Below are 14,753 nucleotides of genomic sequence, written 5' to 3'. Positions count from 1 at the left end.
CTAATCAATAAACAAAAGCCTCTCCCCAACCCTCTCCGTGGGAGAGGGAGCTAAGTTAGCTTTGTAACTAATCAATAAACAAAAGTATCTGTACTCCCTCTCCCACGGAGAGGGTTGGGGAGAGGCTTCGTTTTTATCTTAATGACACAAAAAATGGCCATTTGCAATCCACAGTATGCAAAAACATCTAAAATAAATCTATTAATCTCCCTAAAATACTTTCCTTTTAATATTTCAGACAGTTTCTTTTTGTATCGTCGGTTGAATTTGTATATTTGCTACCGAACTTAATTTAATACCGATGAAAATACTGTCAATTCACGATCTTGAAAAGATCAGAAAGAGTGCGGCAACCGCACTCCGTTTACGTGAAGAGAGTAACGACAAAGTAACTGAAAATAGCTGCGGTCTGACTCTCGGTTCACAACACTTGCAGATTTTGATTTGTGGAGGTACGGGATGCAAAGCTTCTTCCAGTCACACCATTGCAGACAATCTGAATAAAGCACTCGAAGAAAACGGAATAGCAGACAAAGTAGAGGTCATAACAACCGGCTGCTTTGGTTTCTGCGAGAAAGGGCCTATCGTAAAAATCATACCCGACAATACATTTTATATACAAGTAACTCCCGAAGATGCCGAGGAAATAGTAAGGGAACATATTATAAGAGGTAAGAGGATCGAGCGTCTGCTATTTACCGATCCTAAAACCGAACAGAAAGTAAGCGATTCGAAACATATGGATTTCTACCGGAAACAAATGCGCATCGCATTGCGCAATTGTGGTTTCATCGACCCGGAGAACATAGAAGAATATATTGCCCGCAACGGGTATGCAGCTTTGGCGGATTCCCTTTTCAACCATACTCCGGAAGAGATAATAGATGAGATCAAACGTTCCGGTTTGCGTGGCCGTGGGGGCGGAGGATTTCCCACAGGCATGAAATGGGAACTGACCGCCAAACAGCAGGCAGCCCTTAAATACGTGGTTTGCAATGCCGACGAGGGTGACCCGGGCGCATTTATGGACCGTTCCATTATGGAAGGAGATCCTCATTCCATTATCGAAGCGATGGCATTATGCGGATATTCGATCGGTGCCTCTCAAGGGCTCGTATACATTCGTGCAGAATATCCATTGGCAATACACCGTTTGAAAACAGCCATTATGCAAGCCCGTGAATACGGATTGTTGGGAGAGAATATATTGGGAACAGGTTTCAACTTTGATATTAATATAAGGTATGGAGCCGGTGCTTTTGTATGTGGCGAAGAAACCGCACTTATTCACTCGATGGAAGGCAAAAGAGGTGAACCGACCCTGAAACCGCCATTCCCTGCCGAATCCGGATACCAAGGCAGACCGACCAATGTGAATAACGTGGAAACACTGGCCAATATCCCCATCATTCTCATAAACGGGGCCGAGTGGTTTGCCTCCATCGGTACGGAACGATCCAAAGGAACCAAGGTTTTTGCCCTGGCCGGAAAGATCAATAACGTCGGGTTAATAGAAGTACCGATGGGAACAACCTTACGCGAGGTAATTTATGAGATAGGCGGAGGTATCAAAGGCGGGAAGCAATTTAAAGCCGTACAAACCGGAGGTCCTTCGGGCGGCTGCCTTACCGAAAAGCATCTCGATACCCCCATCGATTTCGACAATCTGCTTGCAGCCGGTTCTATGATGGGTTCGGGTGGAATGATCGTTATGGACGAAGATGATTGTATGGTGTCAGTAGCGCGCTTCTTCCTTGACTTCACTGTAGAAGAATCATGCGGTAAATGTACCCCCTGCCGGATCGGCAACAAACGGTTGTTGGAATTACTCAATAAAATAACGGAAGGGAAAGCCACCGAGAAAGACCTGCAAACTTTGCAAACACTCGGTAAAGTAATAAAGGATACTGCTTTATGCGGATTAGGGCAGACGTCTCCAAATCCGGTGTTATCTACATTAGACAATTTCTATGACGAGTATGTGGAGCACGTACGGGATAAAACATGCCGTGCCAAACAATGCAAGTCTCTGCTGACCTACTACATCAATCCCGATACTTGCATCGGTTGTCACCTATGTGCTAAAAATTGTCCGGCGGATGCCATCACGGGATTACCGCGTAAACCTCATACCGTTCTTCCGGAGAAATGTATCAAGTGTGGCATGTGCATGGCACGCTGTAAGTTCAATGCAATCTCTGTATGCTAATCTCAATGACTATGGAAACAAAAGAAATAACACTGCAAATAGACCGTCATTCAATAACAGTACCCGCAGGTACTACTATCCTCGAAGCTGCAACTGAAATCGGTATCAATATCCCGACCCTTTGCCACATCGACCTGAAAGGAACGTGTATAAAAAATAATCCGGCATCCTGCCGTATATGTGTAGTAGAAGTGGAAGGCAGGCGCAACCTTGCTCCGGCCTGTGCCACCAAGTGCACAGAAGGAATGGTGGTACGCACCAGTACCCTCCGGGTAATGAATGCCAGAAAAGTAGTGGCCGAACTTATCTTGTCCGACCATCCGAATGACTGCCTCACTTGCCCGAAATCGGGGAATTGTGAATTGCAAAACCTGGCCCTCCGATTCAATGTACGGGAAATGCCTTTCAATGGCGGTGAACTTTCACTTCGTAAGCGGGAAGTAACCTCTTCCATCGTACGCAACATGGATAAATGTATTTTCTGCCGCAGATGCGAAAGCGTATGTAACGATGTACAAACCGTTGGTGCTTTGGGAGCCGTACGAAGAGGATTCAATACCACTATCGCCCCCGCATTCGACAAAAAAATGAGTGAGAGTGAATGTACCTATTGCGGACAGTGTGTAGCTGTCTGTCCGGTAGGGGCCTTGACTGAACGCGATCACACCAACCGGCTCCTCGAAGACCTGGATAACCCCGATAAAGTAGTTATCGTGCAGACAGCTCCTGCCGTACGTGTAGCTTTGGGCGAAGAATTCGGTATGCCTGCCGGCACACAAGTTACGGGCAAAATGGTATACGCTCTTCGTGAACTGGGATTCGACTATGTATTCGATACCGATTTTGCTGCGGACCTCACCATAATGGAAGAAGGAACAGAGGTACTGGAAAGACTTGGCCGGTTCCTCAACGGCGATAAGAATGTATGCCTACCGATTCTCACTTCATGCTGTCCGGCATGGGTGAACTTCTTTGAACACCACTTCCCCGATCTGCTCGACATCCCTTCTACCGCCCGTTCTCCGCAACAAATGTTCGGTTCTATCGCCAAAACTTATTGGGCAGAAAAAATGGGTATTCCACGCGAAAAACTGGTGGTGGTATCCATCATGCCTTGCCTGGCCAAAAAGTATGAATGCGATCGGGAGGAATTCAAAGTCAACGGTAATCCCGATGTAGATTATTCTATCTCGACCCGTGAACTGGCAACGCTTATCAAACGGGCCAATATCGGCTTTCATCTGTTGCCCGACAGCGAATTTGACCATCCGATGGGCGAATCGACCGGAGCAGGTGTTATTTTCGGAACTACCGGCGGAGTAATGGAAGCTGCTTTGCGCTCGGTATACGAAATTTATACAGGTAATGTCCTGGAAAATGTAAACTTTGAGAACGTCAGAGGGTTGGAAGGCGTACGCCGCGCTACTATCAATCTGAATGGTTTTGAATTGAAAGTAGGAATAGCACATGGCTTAGGAAATGCACGCCGGCTGCTGGAAGATATACGAAACGGTCATAATGAATATCACGCCATCGAAATCATGGCTTGTCCCGGTGGCTGTATCGGTGGTGGCGGCCAACCGCTCCATCACGGACGAGCAGATATATTATATGCACGTGCCAGAGCATTGTATCAGGAGGATGCTCAGAAACCTATACGGAAATCTCATGAGAACCCGTATATTCAAAAGCTGTATGAAGAGTATCTGGGCAAACCGCTCAGCGAAAAGGCGCATATGCTGCTGCACACTCATTATTTCAACAAATCGATCGATTAAACACTAAAGGATTAAATTTATGTCGGATATAAAATTAGCATGTACGGTGGTCGAACAGGTGAAATCGCTCTGCGACCAACACGGAAACGACCCGGGAGAACTTATCAATATCCTCCACGAAGCCCAGCATCTTCATGGGTATTTGCCCGAAGAGATGCAGCGCATCATAGCCCATAAACTAAATATTCCCGTATCTAAAGTATATGGAGTGGTCACTTTCTATACTTTTTTTACAATGACTCCTAAAGGAAAACATCCCATCTCTGTCTGTATGGGGACTGCCTGCTACGTAAGAGGGTCAGAAAAATTACTGGAAGAGTTTAAACGTATTCTCGGAATCGAAGTAGGGGAGACAACCCCCGATGGAAAATTCTCACTCGACTGCCTGCGTTGTGTAGGTGCTTGCGGATTGGCACCTGTGGTAATGATAGGAGAGAAAGTTTACGGACGGCTTCAGCCGGTAGATATCAAAAAGATTCTGGACGAACTTGAATAGCCATCACACATTTTAAGAGAAATACAAAGTGTACACTATTACATGATAAAAGTCTATTCTTTTATATGGTAATAATGTACACTTTTAATATACAGAAGTATATACTTTTATAACGGGCTTTAAGCCAATGGTTTACAATAGTATCTTTCCCTCTTTTCAGAACCGTCCCTATAGTCTGTATGCATTGTCCTCACAGTCTGTATGCATTGTGCCCACTATCTTCAAATATTGTTCCCGAAAGCTTTGTACACGATACATAGAGAGAAAGACAAATTACCAATGCATCACTACTTTAAATTGGCATTCTCCGGGGGAGTTCTCAGTAAAGAAATCACTGTAAGTCACATAGAAAGCAAACGACCCCACAGAATAATCATAAGAGAATGTTTCTGTCCACAAGTTGTCTCCATCGGCATAATGCATTACATAAGGCAGAGGAGTCTGAACCGGCACATCGCCGTCATATTGAATCAAATATACCATAACACTCCCTTTATCAAAAATATACTGATCCAAATATTCATCCTCAACAACGCAACGGAAAAAAGAATTATCTGCATTCACACCTCCTATGCGCTCCCAATTCTTAACGGTGATCACATACGAATCCCAATTTTGCGTATCATCCGAATTCCCTCCCGGACGATTATTCCAATTCGAGTCAGTATCGCTTTCACAGGCTCCGAAAACGACAGTCAGCAATAATAAAAATAAAATCTTTTTCATCTAATCTATATTTAATATATTATTAATCATATAATTATCTATTCCACCTCATTATAAATTCTTTTTCACCGGTTCCTTCTTCTATCTGTTCCTCTATCAACCGGAATCCCTGTTTCTCATAAAAAAGAACGGACGATTCATTTTTGGCATAAACATTCAATGTAATTTCCGTATGCCTCTCCTTTACATGTTCCAACAACGCTTTTCCAATGCCCGTTCCCTGTGATTCGGGGATTACGAATAGAGCAGCCAGATAATTGCCGGTCATAGAAATAAACCCTTGTATCAACCTAATATTTTCATCTTCAAACACATAAGTATTGCTTGCAGGAAGATAAATATTCCGCATATCATCCTGTTTACCAATCCAATACATGGCAGGGATAAAATGATGGGCAAGAATGGAAGCCTCCAGCCAAATACGGATTACCCGGTCAGCATCCTGAGAATTATAACTTCTTATCATATTTTGATTCAAATCAAATTGTTTACAACCAACTTTGTCTATATTTGCAAATATACAATCATTTAGCGAATCTACATCATGAACCACCAATTAAGAGTTTGGACACCGGAAGATATACCTTCATTAACTTTTCATATCAATAATATAAATATATGGAACAATACCCGCGACGGTTTGCCACATCCTTATACGGAAGAAGATGCAGAGAATTTCATTAAAATGAATATGGAGCATGAAGGTCCGGCAGAGAACTTTGCCATAGACATAGATGGAAAAGCGGTTGGAGGCGTAGGTTTTGTTATAGGAAGCGATGTAGAAAGAATTTCAGCCGAAATAGGATATTGGTTAGGTGAGCAATATTGGGGGCGGGGAATTATGACCTCGGCTGTGCAGAAAGCTATAAAATATGCTTTTGAAACCCTACCGGTCATGCGTATTTATGCCGGAGTATTCGAATACAACATTCCCTCGATGAAAGTTTTGGAGAAAGCCGGTTTCAAAAAAGAAGCCATTTTGAGAAAAGCAGTTATCAAGAATGGCAAGATACTCGACTTTCATTATTATGCTCTTTTAAAAGAAGAATAATCATCATTAATAAAAACAGACTTATATGCACATTCACCACATTGCGCTCTGGACCACCCGGTTGGAAGAGCTAAAAGATTTCTACATCACTTATTTTAAAGGAACCGGTAATGAGAAGTATATCAATCCTTTGAAAGGCTTCGAATCCTATCTTGTGAGCTTTGACGAGGAAAGCGCTCTAATAGAAATTATGCGCAAAACAGATGTTACTTCTCCGGCAGATAACATTCCCCATATCGGATTAGCACATTTTTCTTTCTCAACTGGAAGTAAAGACGCAGTACTCGCACTCACAGAACGTCTGCGCCGTGACGGATTTACAGTTGCCAGCGAACCCCGCACTACGGGAGACGGCTTCTTTGAAAGCGCCATTCTCGATCCGGACGGAAACCTGGTAGAAATAACCGTTTAATTAAACTTTGCCGCAAGATCCGGTAAATAACGAAGTTGCAAGTATTGCTCGCTGCTCCGAATTTCTACAAATGTACTAAAAAACGATAAAAGTCATACTTCTTCCTTTCTTTTTTCTTATATTTGCAACCAAATTTTCTACAATAATGAAAATTAAAGAGATTGTAAGCGCCCTTGAACGGTTCGCGCCTCTGCCATTGCAAGACGGATTTGATAATGCCGGCCTGCAAATAGGATTGACAGATGCGGAAGCAACAGGGGCTTTGTTGTGTCTTGACGTCACTGAATCTGTCATTGATGAAGCTATTGCAATGGGGTATAATCTCATTATATCGCACCATCCCCTTATTTTTAAAGGTTATAAGTCCATCACCGGAAAGGATTATGTAGAGCGCTGTATATTAAAGGCAATCAAGAATGATATTGTCATCTACTCGGCACACACCAATTTGGATAATGCTCCGGGCGGAGTCAACTTCAAGATAGCAGAAAAAATCGGGTTGAAGAATGTCCGTGTACTTGAACCGAAAGAGAATAATCTGGTGAAACTCGTTACATTCGTACCGGCAGCACAGGCTGATGCAGTACGGAATGCCTTGTTTTCCATGGGATGCGGACATATAGGTAACTATGATTCATGCAGTTATAACCTCGAAGGAGAAGGCACGTTCCGGGCACAGGAAGGAAGTAATCCTTTTTGCGGGAACATCGGAGAACTTCATCACGAAAAGGAAATAAGAATTGAAACCATTCTTCCCGCATATAAAAAAGGAGAAGCGATCCGTACATTGCTTGCCATGCATCCTTATGAGGAACCGGCATTCGATATTTATCCGCTACAAAACGCCTGGCAGCAGGCCGGTGCGGGTATCATAGGCGAACTCGCAGTTCCGGAAACAGAACTGGAGTTTTTGAAACGCATCAAGAAGACTTTTGAAGTAGGTTGCATAAAGCACAATAAATTGTCCGGACGTGAAATACAGACGGTAGCACTTTGTGGCGGGGCAGGTGCTTTCTTACTGCCACTGGCCATCAGCAACAGGGCGGACGTATTTATCACCGGTGAAATCAGATATCATGACTATTTCGGCCACGAATCGGATATTCTGATGGCGGAAATAGGACATTACGAAAGCGAACAGTATACAAAAGAAATTTTTTATTCCATAATCCGGGATTTATTTCCTAATTTTGCACTCCAATTTAGTAAAGTAAACACGAATCCCATAAAATATTTATAAGTAAAATGGCTAAAGAAGCAAAAAAAGATCCAAATGAGTTGACCGTAGAACAGAAACTGAAAACTCTGTTCCAACTGCAAACCATGTTGTCTGAGATTGATAAGATCAAGACGTTGAGAGGTGAACTTCCACTGGAAGTACAGGACCTTGAAGACGAAATTGCCGGTCTGAGCACTCGTATAGACAAGATCAAAGCAGAAGTAGATGAATTGAAAGCAGCAATTGCCGGTAAAAGAGTAGAGATTGAAGTTGCTAAGGCTTCCGTAGAAAAATATAAGTCACAACAGGACAATGTACGCAACAACCGCGAATATGATTTTCTGACAAAAGAAATCGAATTCCAGACTCTGGAAATCGAGCTATGCGAAAAGAGAATCAAAGAATTTTCTGCCGAAGAAGAGGAAAAGTCTGCAGAAGTAGCAAAGAGTGTCGCTGCTCTGGAAGAAAGACAGAAAGACCTCGATCAGAAAAAAAGTGAATTAGATGAAATCATTGCGGAAACAAAACAGGAAGAAGAGAAGCTGAGAGACAAGGCGAAAGATCTGGAAACAAAGATCGAACCGCGTCTGTTGCAATCATTCAAACGTATCCGTAAAAACTCACGTAACGGTTTAGGTATCGTATACGTACAGCGTGATGCATGCGGTGGTTGCTTCAATAAAATTCCGCCTCAGAGACAGCTGGATATCCGTTCGCGCAAAAAAGTAATTGTTTGCGAATACTGTGGACGTATCATGATCGACCCGGAATTGGCTGGCGTAGAGATCGCACACAAAGTAGAAGAAGCTCCGGCACCAACAACCAAAAGAGCTATCAGAAGAAAAACTGCAGAATAATAAACCCTTACCAGGTAAATTATACCTATACAGGCCGTCTTAAATGAAAAATTAAGGCGGCCTTTTTTATATCCTGTAACTGTCACCTCCAAAGGAAGAATTGTCCCGAATTCCCTCAATCTCTCCCGGAAAGAAAAACTTCAAAACAGTACTAAATACCTGATTTCGAAATAACTTTTATTCTGCATGGTTTCCTCTTACTTCTTCCGGAAAGAGAAGAAGCAAGATCAGACTCTGGTCAGACAAAAAGCAAACATCCTCTAAACAAACTGAAATTTCAGTTGTTTACTTTTCATTTCTCAAAAACCTGAACTTATGAATATGCGAGCATGGAGCCTGCTGCTCCTTTTATTTCTTTCATCCGCAATCTCGGCACAACATGCGGATCATTATCTGGATACCCCTTTGCCACAAGCGTGGGAGGAAGGGGGAGAAGTATTCCGGCAAACCCTTCCGGTAGACGATCAATGGTGGAAATCTTTTGGAGACACCACGCTGGATTCATTAATCTCCATTGCCGTAGATCGCAACTACTCGGTACTCACCGCCATCGATCGCATGAATATGGCCAAAGCCGGCTTACGCATGGAACGTAGCGGATTCTTTCCCACCGTGGGGATCAATGCCGGATGGACACGCCAACAAACCAGTGGCAATACCAGCGAACTGCCCCAATCTACCCAACATTATTATGATGTTTCAGCCAACATGAGCTGGGAATTGGACATTTTCGGAAGTATTCGCCAACGGGTAAAGGCTCAGAAAGAGACCTTTGCAGCCAGCAAAGAAGAATACACCGCCGTCATGGTCTCTCTTTCGGCCCAAGTAGCCTCATCGTATATCCAATTACGAGAACTTCAGCAAGAGCTGAAAGTAGTGGAAAGAAATTGTGCCTCACAAGCGGCCGTACTCAAAATCACCGAAGTAAGGTACAATACCGGGCTTGTTTCCAAGCTCGACGTGGCGCAGGCCAAATCGGTATATTTCAGTACTAAAGCATCCATACCACAGTTGGAATCCGGTATAAACCAATACATTACATCTTTGGCCGTACTACTTGGGACCTATCCACAAGAAATACGTCCCGTATTGGAACGGGTAGGGGAACTGCCCGACTATATGGAACCCATCAGCATAGGGATACCGGCAGACTTGTTAATGAGACGCCCTGATATCCGTAGCGCTGAACATCAAATCAATGCACAGGCCGCATCATTAGGCGCTTCCAAGTCGGACTGGCTGCCACAAGTTTTCATCAAAGGCTCTGTCGGATATGCCTCTAAAGATTTTAAAGACCTGACCAAACATAAGAGCTTCACTTACGAAATTGCCCCGGCACTAAGTTGGACCATCTTCAGTGGAGGTAAACTGGTGAATGCCACCAAATCGGCCCGTGCACAATTGGATGAAGCAATCGATCAATTCAATCAAACAGTACTTACCGCCGTGCAGGAAACCGATAATGCCATGACCGCCTACCGAAGCTCTATCAAGCAAATCGTCGCCCTTCGGGAAGTACGCAATCAAGGACAAGAAACGCTCACCCTCTCTCTCGATTTATACAAGCAGGGACTCACCCCTTTCCAAAACGTCTTAGATGCACAACGATCATTGCTGAGCTACGAAAACCAGCTGGTACAGGCACGGGGGAATTCTCTGCTGCAATTGATTGCCTTGTATCAGGCATTAGGGGGTGGCTGGAACAACTAAAATAACTAAACCTACCATAACAATGAAAAAATTATTGTATATCCTCCTCGCATTGCCGCTCCTTACTGCTTGCCGGGAGAAAAAAGAGACCGCCGGAGCTGCCGCTATGTACACACCTGAAGTCAGCGTAGCCAGCCCACTCATAAAGGACATCACATTGACCAAGGATTATCCGGGTTATCTGACTACAGAGCAGACTGTCAACCTCGTAGCACGTGTGAACGGCACACTACAATCCACCTCTTTCACCCCGGGCAGCCGGGTTAAGAAAGGACAGTTGCTTTTCGTTATCGAACCTACCATCTATAAAGACAATGTGACGAAAGCGGAAGCGGCTTTAAAAACCGCTCAGGCACAACTGACGTATGCCCGTAACAATTATACCCGTATGCGCGAAGCCTTGAAAAGCGATGCCGTCAGCCGGATACAGGTATTACAAGCCGAATCGGATGTAGCAGAAACGACAGCGGCCGTCAGCAATGCCGAAGCGGCACTGAACACTGCACGCACCAATTTGGGATACTGCTACATCCATGCACCCTTCGACGGTACGATCAGCCGGAATACCATGGATATAGGCAGCTATATAAGCGGTACCGCACAACCCGTCACATTGGCTACCCTGTACAAAGACAACCGTATGTATACCTATTTTAATGTAGCTGATAATCAATGGTTATCGATGCTTATGAGCAGCTCTCCCCAAAACGGAACCGAGACCTCAAAGCTCCCGCGCACAGTCACCGTAAACTTGGGGAAAGATGGCAGGCAATCCTATCCGGCCACTTTAGACTATCTGTCTCCTAATGTAGATCTCAATACAGGAACTCTCACCGTACGGGCCAATCTGGATAATCCGGAAGGTATACTCAAAAGCGGGCTATACGTCAGTATAACCCTTCCGTACGGCGAGCAGAAACAAGCTATCCTTGTCAATTCCGCATCGATCGGGACGGATCAATTAGGTAAATACCTTTATGTTGTAAATGATTCGAACATAGTCCGTTACCGGCATATCACCATAGGGCAACTGATAGGGGACAGCCTCCGGCAAGTAACCGACGGCCTTTCTCCCCAAGAGCGATATGTGACAAAAGCATTGATGAAAGTAAGGGATGGTATGAAAATACATCCTGTGGACTGATTAATAACTTAAATATATAGCACTATGTTTTCAAAATTCTTCATCAACCGCCCCATATTTGCTACTGTACTGGCGCTTATCATCGTGGTTGCGGGTTTGGTGACACTCAATATATTGCCCGTGGCGCAATTCCCGGACATCACGCCGCCGACGGTACAGGTCTCCGCCGTCTATCCCGGAGCCAACGCCGAAACCGTGGCGCAAACAGTCGGTATTCCTATCGAACAGCAAGTGAACGGAGTGGACGGGATGCTCTATATGTCATCTACTTCATCTTCATCGGGAGCCTATTCGCTAACCATTACTTTTGCCGTGGGTACAGACATAGACATGGCTACCGTACAGGTGCAGAATCGGGTCAGCGTAGCTCAGTCGTCCCTTCCGGAACCTGTCGTGGTGCAAGGGGTAACTGTACAGAAACAGTCGTCCAATATCGTCATGTTCCTCACCATGACAGCACAAGATTCTATTTACGACGGCCTTTATCTGACCAATTATGCCAAACTGAATCTTGTAGACCAATTGACCCGTGTTCCGGGTGTGGGAGCCGTCAACGTGATGGGAGCCGGAGATTACTCTATGCGAATCTGGCTCGACCCGGAAGCTATGCGTATCCGTGGCATCTCACCCGCCGAAGTCTATCAAGCTATCCAGGCCCAAAATATGGAAGTAAGCGCAGGAACCGTAGGGCAACCCATCGGAAAAGATAATGTGAACGCTTTTCAATATACATTGAGCGTAAAAGGACGCCTTTCGTCACCGGATGAATTCGGCAACATCATTTTACGCAGCGAATCGGAAGGAAAAATGCTACGCCTGAAAGATGTAGCACGCATCGATCTGGGGTCTGCTTCCTACAGCGTCGTATCCCAGCTGCGCGGACATCCTACGGCAGCCATTGCCATTTATCAGCAACCGGGCTCCAATTCTCTGGACGTATCTAAAGGGGTAAAAGAGAAAATGAAAGAACTGGCGCAGAATTTTCCCTCCGGAATAGAATACAATGTCACGCTGGATACCACCGATGTGATCAATGCTTCGATTGACGAAGTGCTCGTCACCTTTCTCGAGACCACCTTACTGGTAGTGCTCGTGATCTTCCTCTTCCTTCAAAATTGGAGAGCGGTTATCATACCGTGTATTACCATTCCGGTATCGCTCATCGGTACTCTGGCTGTAATGGCCGCTCTTGGCTTCTCCATCAACACACTGACCCTTTTCGGGCTGATACTGGCCGTTGCCATAGTGGTGGATGATGCTATTGTGGTAGTAGAAAATGCTTCGCGACTACTCGAAACAGGACAATATTCTCCCCGTGACGCAGTGACCAAAGCGATGGGAGAGATCACCGGTCCTATTGTCGGGGTAGTGCTTGTATTATTGGCCGTATTCATTCCAACCACTCTTATAAGCGGTATCTCCGGACAATTGTATAAACAATTCGCCCTTACCATTGCAGCTTCCACTGTGCTGAGCGGTTTTAACTCATTAACGTTGACTCCGGCACTCTGCGCTTTGTTTCTGGAAAAGAGTAAGCCATCCAACTTCTTCATATACAAAGGATTCAATAAAGTATATGACAAAACTCAAGGAGTTTATGACCGTATCGTAAAATGGTTGCTCGAACGCCCTGTAGCAGCATTAGTATCCTACGGTGCATTTACTTTGATAGCCATCTTTTTGTTCGTAAAATGGCCGTCCACTTTTGTTCCGGACGAGGATGACGGATATTTCATTGCTGTCGTACAACTTCCTCCGGCAGCCAGCCTTGAACGTACACAGGCCGTAGGCAAACAGATTAACGCCATTCTCGACACCTATCCCGAAGTGAAAAATTATATCGGTATTTCCGGTTTCTCTATCATGGGAGGTGAACAAAGCAATGCGGGCACATACTTTGTCGTACTAAAACCCTGGGGTGAGCGAAAGGGGAAAAACCATACTGCCGCCGCCGTTGTAAAACGTTTCAATGAAATGGCATACAGCATACAGGAAGGACAGATATTCGCAATGGTTCCTCCTGCAATACCGGGCCTGGGAGCTACCGGAGGCTTACAATTACAGCTTGAAGACAACCGTAACCTGGGGCCGACAGAAATGCAGCAAGCTATCGGAACGCTTCTCAATACTTATCGCACCAAACCTGCATTAGCTTCTATCAGCAGCCAGTATCAGGCCAACGTACCCCAGTATTTTCTGAATATCGACCGTGATAAAGTACAATTCATGGGCATTCAGCTAAATCAGGTATTTGCCACATTAGGTTATTATATGGGAGCAGCCTATGTGAACGACTATGTACAATTCGGACGTATCTATCAAGTTAAAATTGAAGCTGGTGACCAAGCACAAAAAGTCATTGACAATGTACTGCAACTCAGCGTGCCGAATGCTCAAGGTCAAATGGTCCCGTTCTCTTCATTCACAGATGTGGAAGAACAACTGGGACAGAACCAGATAAACCGTTACAACATGTACCAGACAGCGGCCATCACATGCAATGTTGCACCGGGAGCCTCCTCCGGTGAAGCTATCCGGCAAATGCAAGAACTTGTCAGTCAGCATTTAGGAGAGGAGTTCGGTTATGAATGGACCTCTGTTGCCTATCAAGAAACACAGGCAGGAAGCACCACTACTATCGTTTTCTTGATGGCTCTATTAGTGGCCTTCCTTGTACTTGCTGCACAATATGAAAGCTGGACAAGCCCGGTAGCCGCCATTATGGGATTGCCTGTTGCATTACTCGGTGCCATGATCGGTTGTTTTGTAATGGGAACTCCGGTAAGTATATATACCCAGATCGGTATTATCCTACTCATTGCCCTTTCAGCCAAGAATGGGATTTTGATTGTGGAATTTGCCCGTGATTTCCGGGCGGAAGGAAATTCAATCAGAGACGCTGCTTATGAAGCCGGTCATGTCCGCTTAAGACCTATATTAATGACCTCTTTTGCGTTCGTATTAGGTGTGATGCCATTACTATTCGCATCCGGTGCGGGAGCAGAAAGTCGTATTGCCCTTGGAGCGGCAGTAGTTTTCGGTATGGCTATGAATACTTTATTAGCCACCGTCTACATACCGAACTTCTATGAACTGATGCAGAAATTACAGGAACGGTTTAAATAATGATTAATAATGATTCAATGTGCCA

Annotated in this window: 12 protein-coding genes; 10 read left to right on the top strand and 2 right to left on the bottom strand. The window is 44.8% G+C overall.

Annotated elements, in window-relative coordinates:
• Positions 1 to 301 precede the first annotated feature (301 nt).
• The 3 genes from nuoF to nuoE are packed head-to-tail and all read left to right on the top strand — an operon-like array spanning position 302 to position 4,483.
• Positions 302 to 2,209 carry an NADH-quinone oxidoreductase subunit NuoF gene (gene nuoF / locus HMPREF1532_RS15940; protein ID WP_005931736.1) on the top strand — a complete coding sequence of 636 codons (1,908 nt, stop codon included), beginning with the start codon at positions 302 to 304 and terminating at the stop codon, positions 2,207 to 2,209.
• Between the two features lie 11 nt (positions 2,210 to 2,220).
• Positions 2,221 to 3,987, top strand: coding sequence for an NADH-dependent [FeFe] hydrogenase, group A6 (locus tag HMPREF1532_RS15935; protein ID WP_005931733.1), 1,767 nt, complete (start codon positions 2,221 to 2,223; stop codon positions 3,985 to 3,987).
• Between the two features lie 19 nt (positions 3,988 to 4,006).
• Positions 4,007 to 4,483 carry an NADH-quinone oxidoreductase subunit NuoE gene (gene nuoE / locus HMPREF1532_RS15930; protein ID WP_005931730.1) on the top strand — a complete coding sequence of 159 codons (477 nt, stop codon included), beginning with the start codon at positions 4,007 to 4,009 and terminating at the stop codon, positions 4,481 to 4,483.
• A 273-nt stretch (positions 4,484 to 4,756) separates the two neighbouring features.
• Here nuoE and HMPREF1532_RS15925 read toward each other — a convergent pair whose 3' ends face one another.
• Both HMPREF1532_RS15925 and HMPREF1532_RS15920 read right to left on the bottom strand, forming a co-directional pair.
• Positions 4,757 to 5,209: a hypothetical protein gene (locus tag HMPREF1532_RS15925; RefSeq protein ID WP_005931728.1), complete on the bottom strand. Its 453-nt coding sequence runs from the start codon at positions 5,207 to 5,209 to the stop codon at positions 4,757 to 4,759.
• 34 nt (positions 5,210 to 5,243) lie between these two features.
• A complete protein-coding gene (locus HMPREF1532_RS15920; protein ID WP_005931725.1) occupies positions 5,244 to 5,675 on the bottom strand; it encodes an N-acetyltransferase in 432 nt (143 codons plus the stop codon).
• 78 nt (positions 5,676 to 5,753) lie between these two features.
• Here HMPREF1532_RS15920 and HMPREF1532_RS15915 point away from each other — a divergent pair, with 78 nt between their 5' ends.
• The 7 genes from HMPREF1532_RS15915 to HMPREF1532_RS15885 all read left to right on the top strand — a co-directional run bounded on the left by HMPREF1532_RS15915 (position 5,754) and on the right by HMPREF1532_RS15885 (position 14,728).
• Positions 5,754 to 6,260 carry a GNAT family N-acetyltransferase gene (locus HMPREF1532_RS15915; RefSeq protein WP_005931724.1) on the top strand — a complete coding sequence of 169 codons (507 nt, stop codon included), beginning with the start codon at positions 5,754 to 5,756 and terminating at the stop codon, positions 6,258 to 6,260.
• A 25-nt stretch (positions 6,261 to 6,285) separates the two neighbouring features.
• A complete protein-coding gene (locus HMPREF1532_RS15910) occupies positions 6,286 to 6,672 on the top strand; it encodes a VOC family protein (protein WP_005931721.1) in 387 nt (128 codons plus the stop codon).
• Between the two features lie 145 nt (positions 6,673 to 6,817).
• The gene (locus tag HMPREF1532_RS15905; protein ID WP_005931717.1) at positions 6,818 to 7,912 is read left to right on the top strand and encodes a Nif3-like dinuclear metal center hexameric protein; all 1,095 of its coding nucleotides are present in this window, start codon (positions 6,818 to 6,820) and stop codon (positions 7,910 to 7,912) included.
• A gap of 5 nt (positions 7,913 to 7,917) precedes the next feature.
• On the top strand, positions 7,918 to 8,748 hold the full coding sequence (locus HMPREF1532_RS15900; RefSeq protein ID WP_005931715.1) for a zinc ribbon domain-containing protein: 831 nt from the start codon (positions 7,918 to 7,920) through the stop codon (positions 8,746 to 8,748).
• 315 nt (positions 8,749 to 9,063) lie between these two features.
• The gene (locus tag HMPREF1532_RS15895; protein ID WP_005931713.1) at positions 9,064 to 10,458 is read left to right on the top strand and encodes an efflux transporter outer membrane subunit; all 1,395 of its coding nucleotides are present in this window, start codon (positions 9,064 to 9,066) and stop codon (positions 10,456 to 10,458) included.
• 22 nt (positions 10,459 to 10,480) lie between these two features.
• A complete protein-coding gene (locus tag HMPREF1532_RS15890) occupies positions 10,481 to 11,602 on the top strand; it encodes an efflux RND transporter periplasmic adaptor subunit (protein WP_005931711.1) in 1,122 nt (373 codons plus the stop codon).
• Between the two features lie 24 nt (positions 11,603 to 11,626).
• The gene (locus HMPREF1532_RS15885) at positions 11,627 to 14,728 is read left to right on the top strand and encodes an efflux RND transporter permease subunit (RefSeq protein WP_005931710.1); all 3,102 of its coding nucleotides are present in this window, start codon (positions 11,627 to 11,629) and stop codon (positions 14,726 to 14,728) included.
• The last annotated feature ends 25 nt before the right edge of the window (positions 14,729 to 14,753 follow it).

The sequence above is a fragment of the Bacteroides salyersiae WAL 10018 = DSM 18765 = JCM 12988 genome (genome assembly GCF_000381365.1).
GTDB classification, from domain to species: domain Bacteria; phylum Bacteroidota; class Bacteroidia; order Bacteroidales; family Bacteroidaceae; genus Bacteroides; species Bacteroides salyersiae.
Note: the sequence above shows the minus strand (reverse complement) of the source record. Positions and strands in the feature narration are given on the sequence as shown.

What these genes read in the sequence shown, in the direction of transcription:
- HMPREF1532_RS15920 (WP_005931725.1), bottom strand. Translation starts at nt 5,675, where the DNA reads ATGATAAGAAGTTATAATTCTCAGGATGCTGACCGGGTAATCCGTATT.
- nuoE (WP_005931730.1), top strand. Translation starts at nt 4,007, where the DNA reads ATGTCGGATATAAAATTAGCATGTACGGTGGTCGAACAGGTGAAATCG.
- HMPREF1532_RS15895 (WP_005931713.1), top strand. Translation starts at nt 9,064, where the DNA reads ATGAATATGCGAGCATGGAGCCTGCTGCTCCTTTTATTTCTTTCATCC.
- nuoF (WP_005931736.1), top strand. Translation starts at nt 302, where the DNA reads ATGAAAATACTGTCAATTCACGATCTTGAAAAGATCAGAAAGAGTGCG.
- HMPREF1532_RS15885 (WP_005931710.1), top strand. Translation starts at nt 11,627, where the DNA reads ATGTTTTCAAAATTCTTCATCAACCGCCCCATATTTGCTACTGTACTG.
- HMPREF1532_RS15910 (WP_005931721.1), top strand. Translation starts at nt 6,286, where the DNA reads ATGCACATTCACCACATTGCGCTCTGGACCACCCGGTTGGAAGAGCTA.
- HMPREF1532_RS15935 (WP_005931733.1), top strand. Translation starts at nt 2,221, where the DNA reads ATGGAAACAAAAGAAATAACACTGCAAATAGACCGTCATTCAATAACA.
- HMPREF1532_RS15905 (WP_005931717.1), top strand. Translation starts at nt 6,818, where the DNA reads ATGAAAATTAAAGAGATTGTAAGCGCCCTTGAACGGTTCGCGCCTCTG.
- HMPREF1532_RS15900 (WP_005931715.1), top strand. Translation starts at nt 7,918, where the DNA reads ATGGCTAAAGAAGCAAAAAAAGATCCAAATGAGTTGACCGTAGAACAG.
- HMPREF1532_RS15915 (WP_005931724.1), top strand. Translation starts at nt 5,754, where the DNA reads ATGAACCACCAATTAAGAGTTTGGACACCGGAAGATATACCTTCATTA.
- HMPREF1532_RS15890 (WP_005931711.1), top strand. Translation starts at nt 10,481, where the DNA reads ATGAAAAAATTATTGTATATCCTCCTCGCATTGCCGCTCCTTACTGCT.
- HMPREF1532_RS15925 (WP_005931728.1), bottom strand. Translation starts at nt 5,209, where the DNA reads ATGAAAAAGATTTTATTTTTATTATTGCTGACTGTCGTTTTCGGAGCC.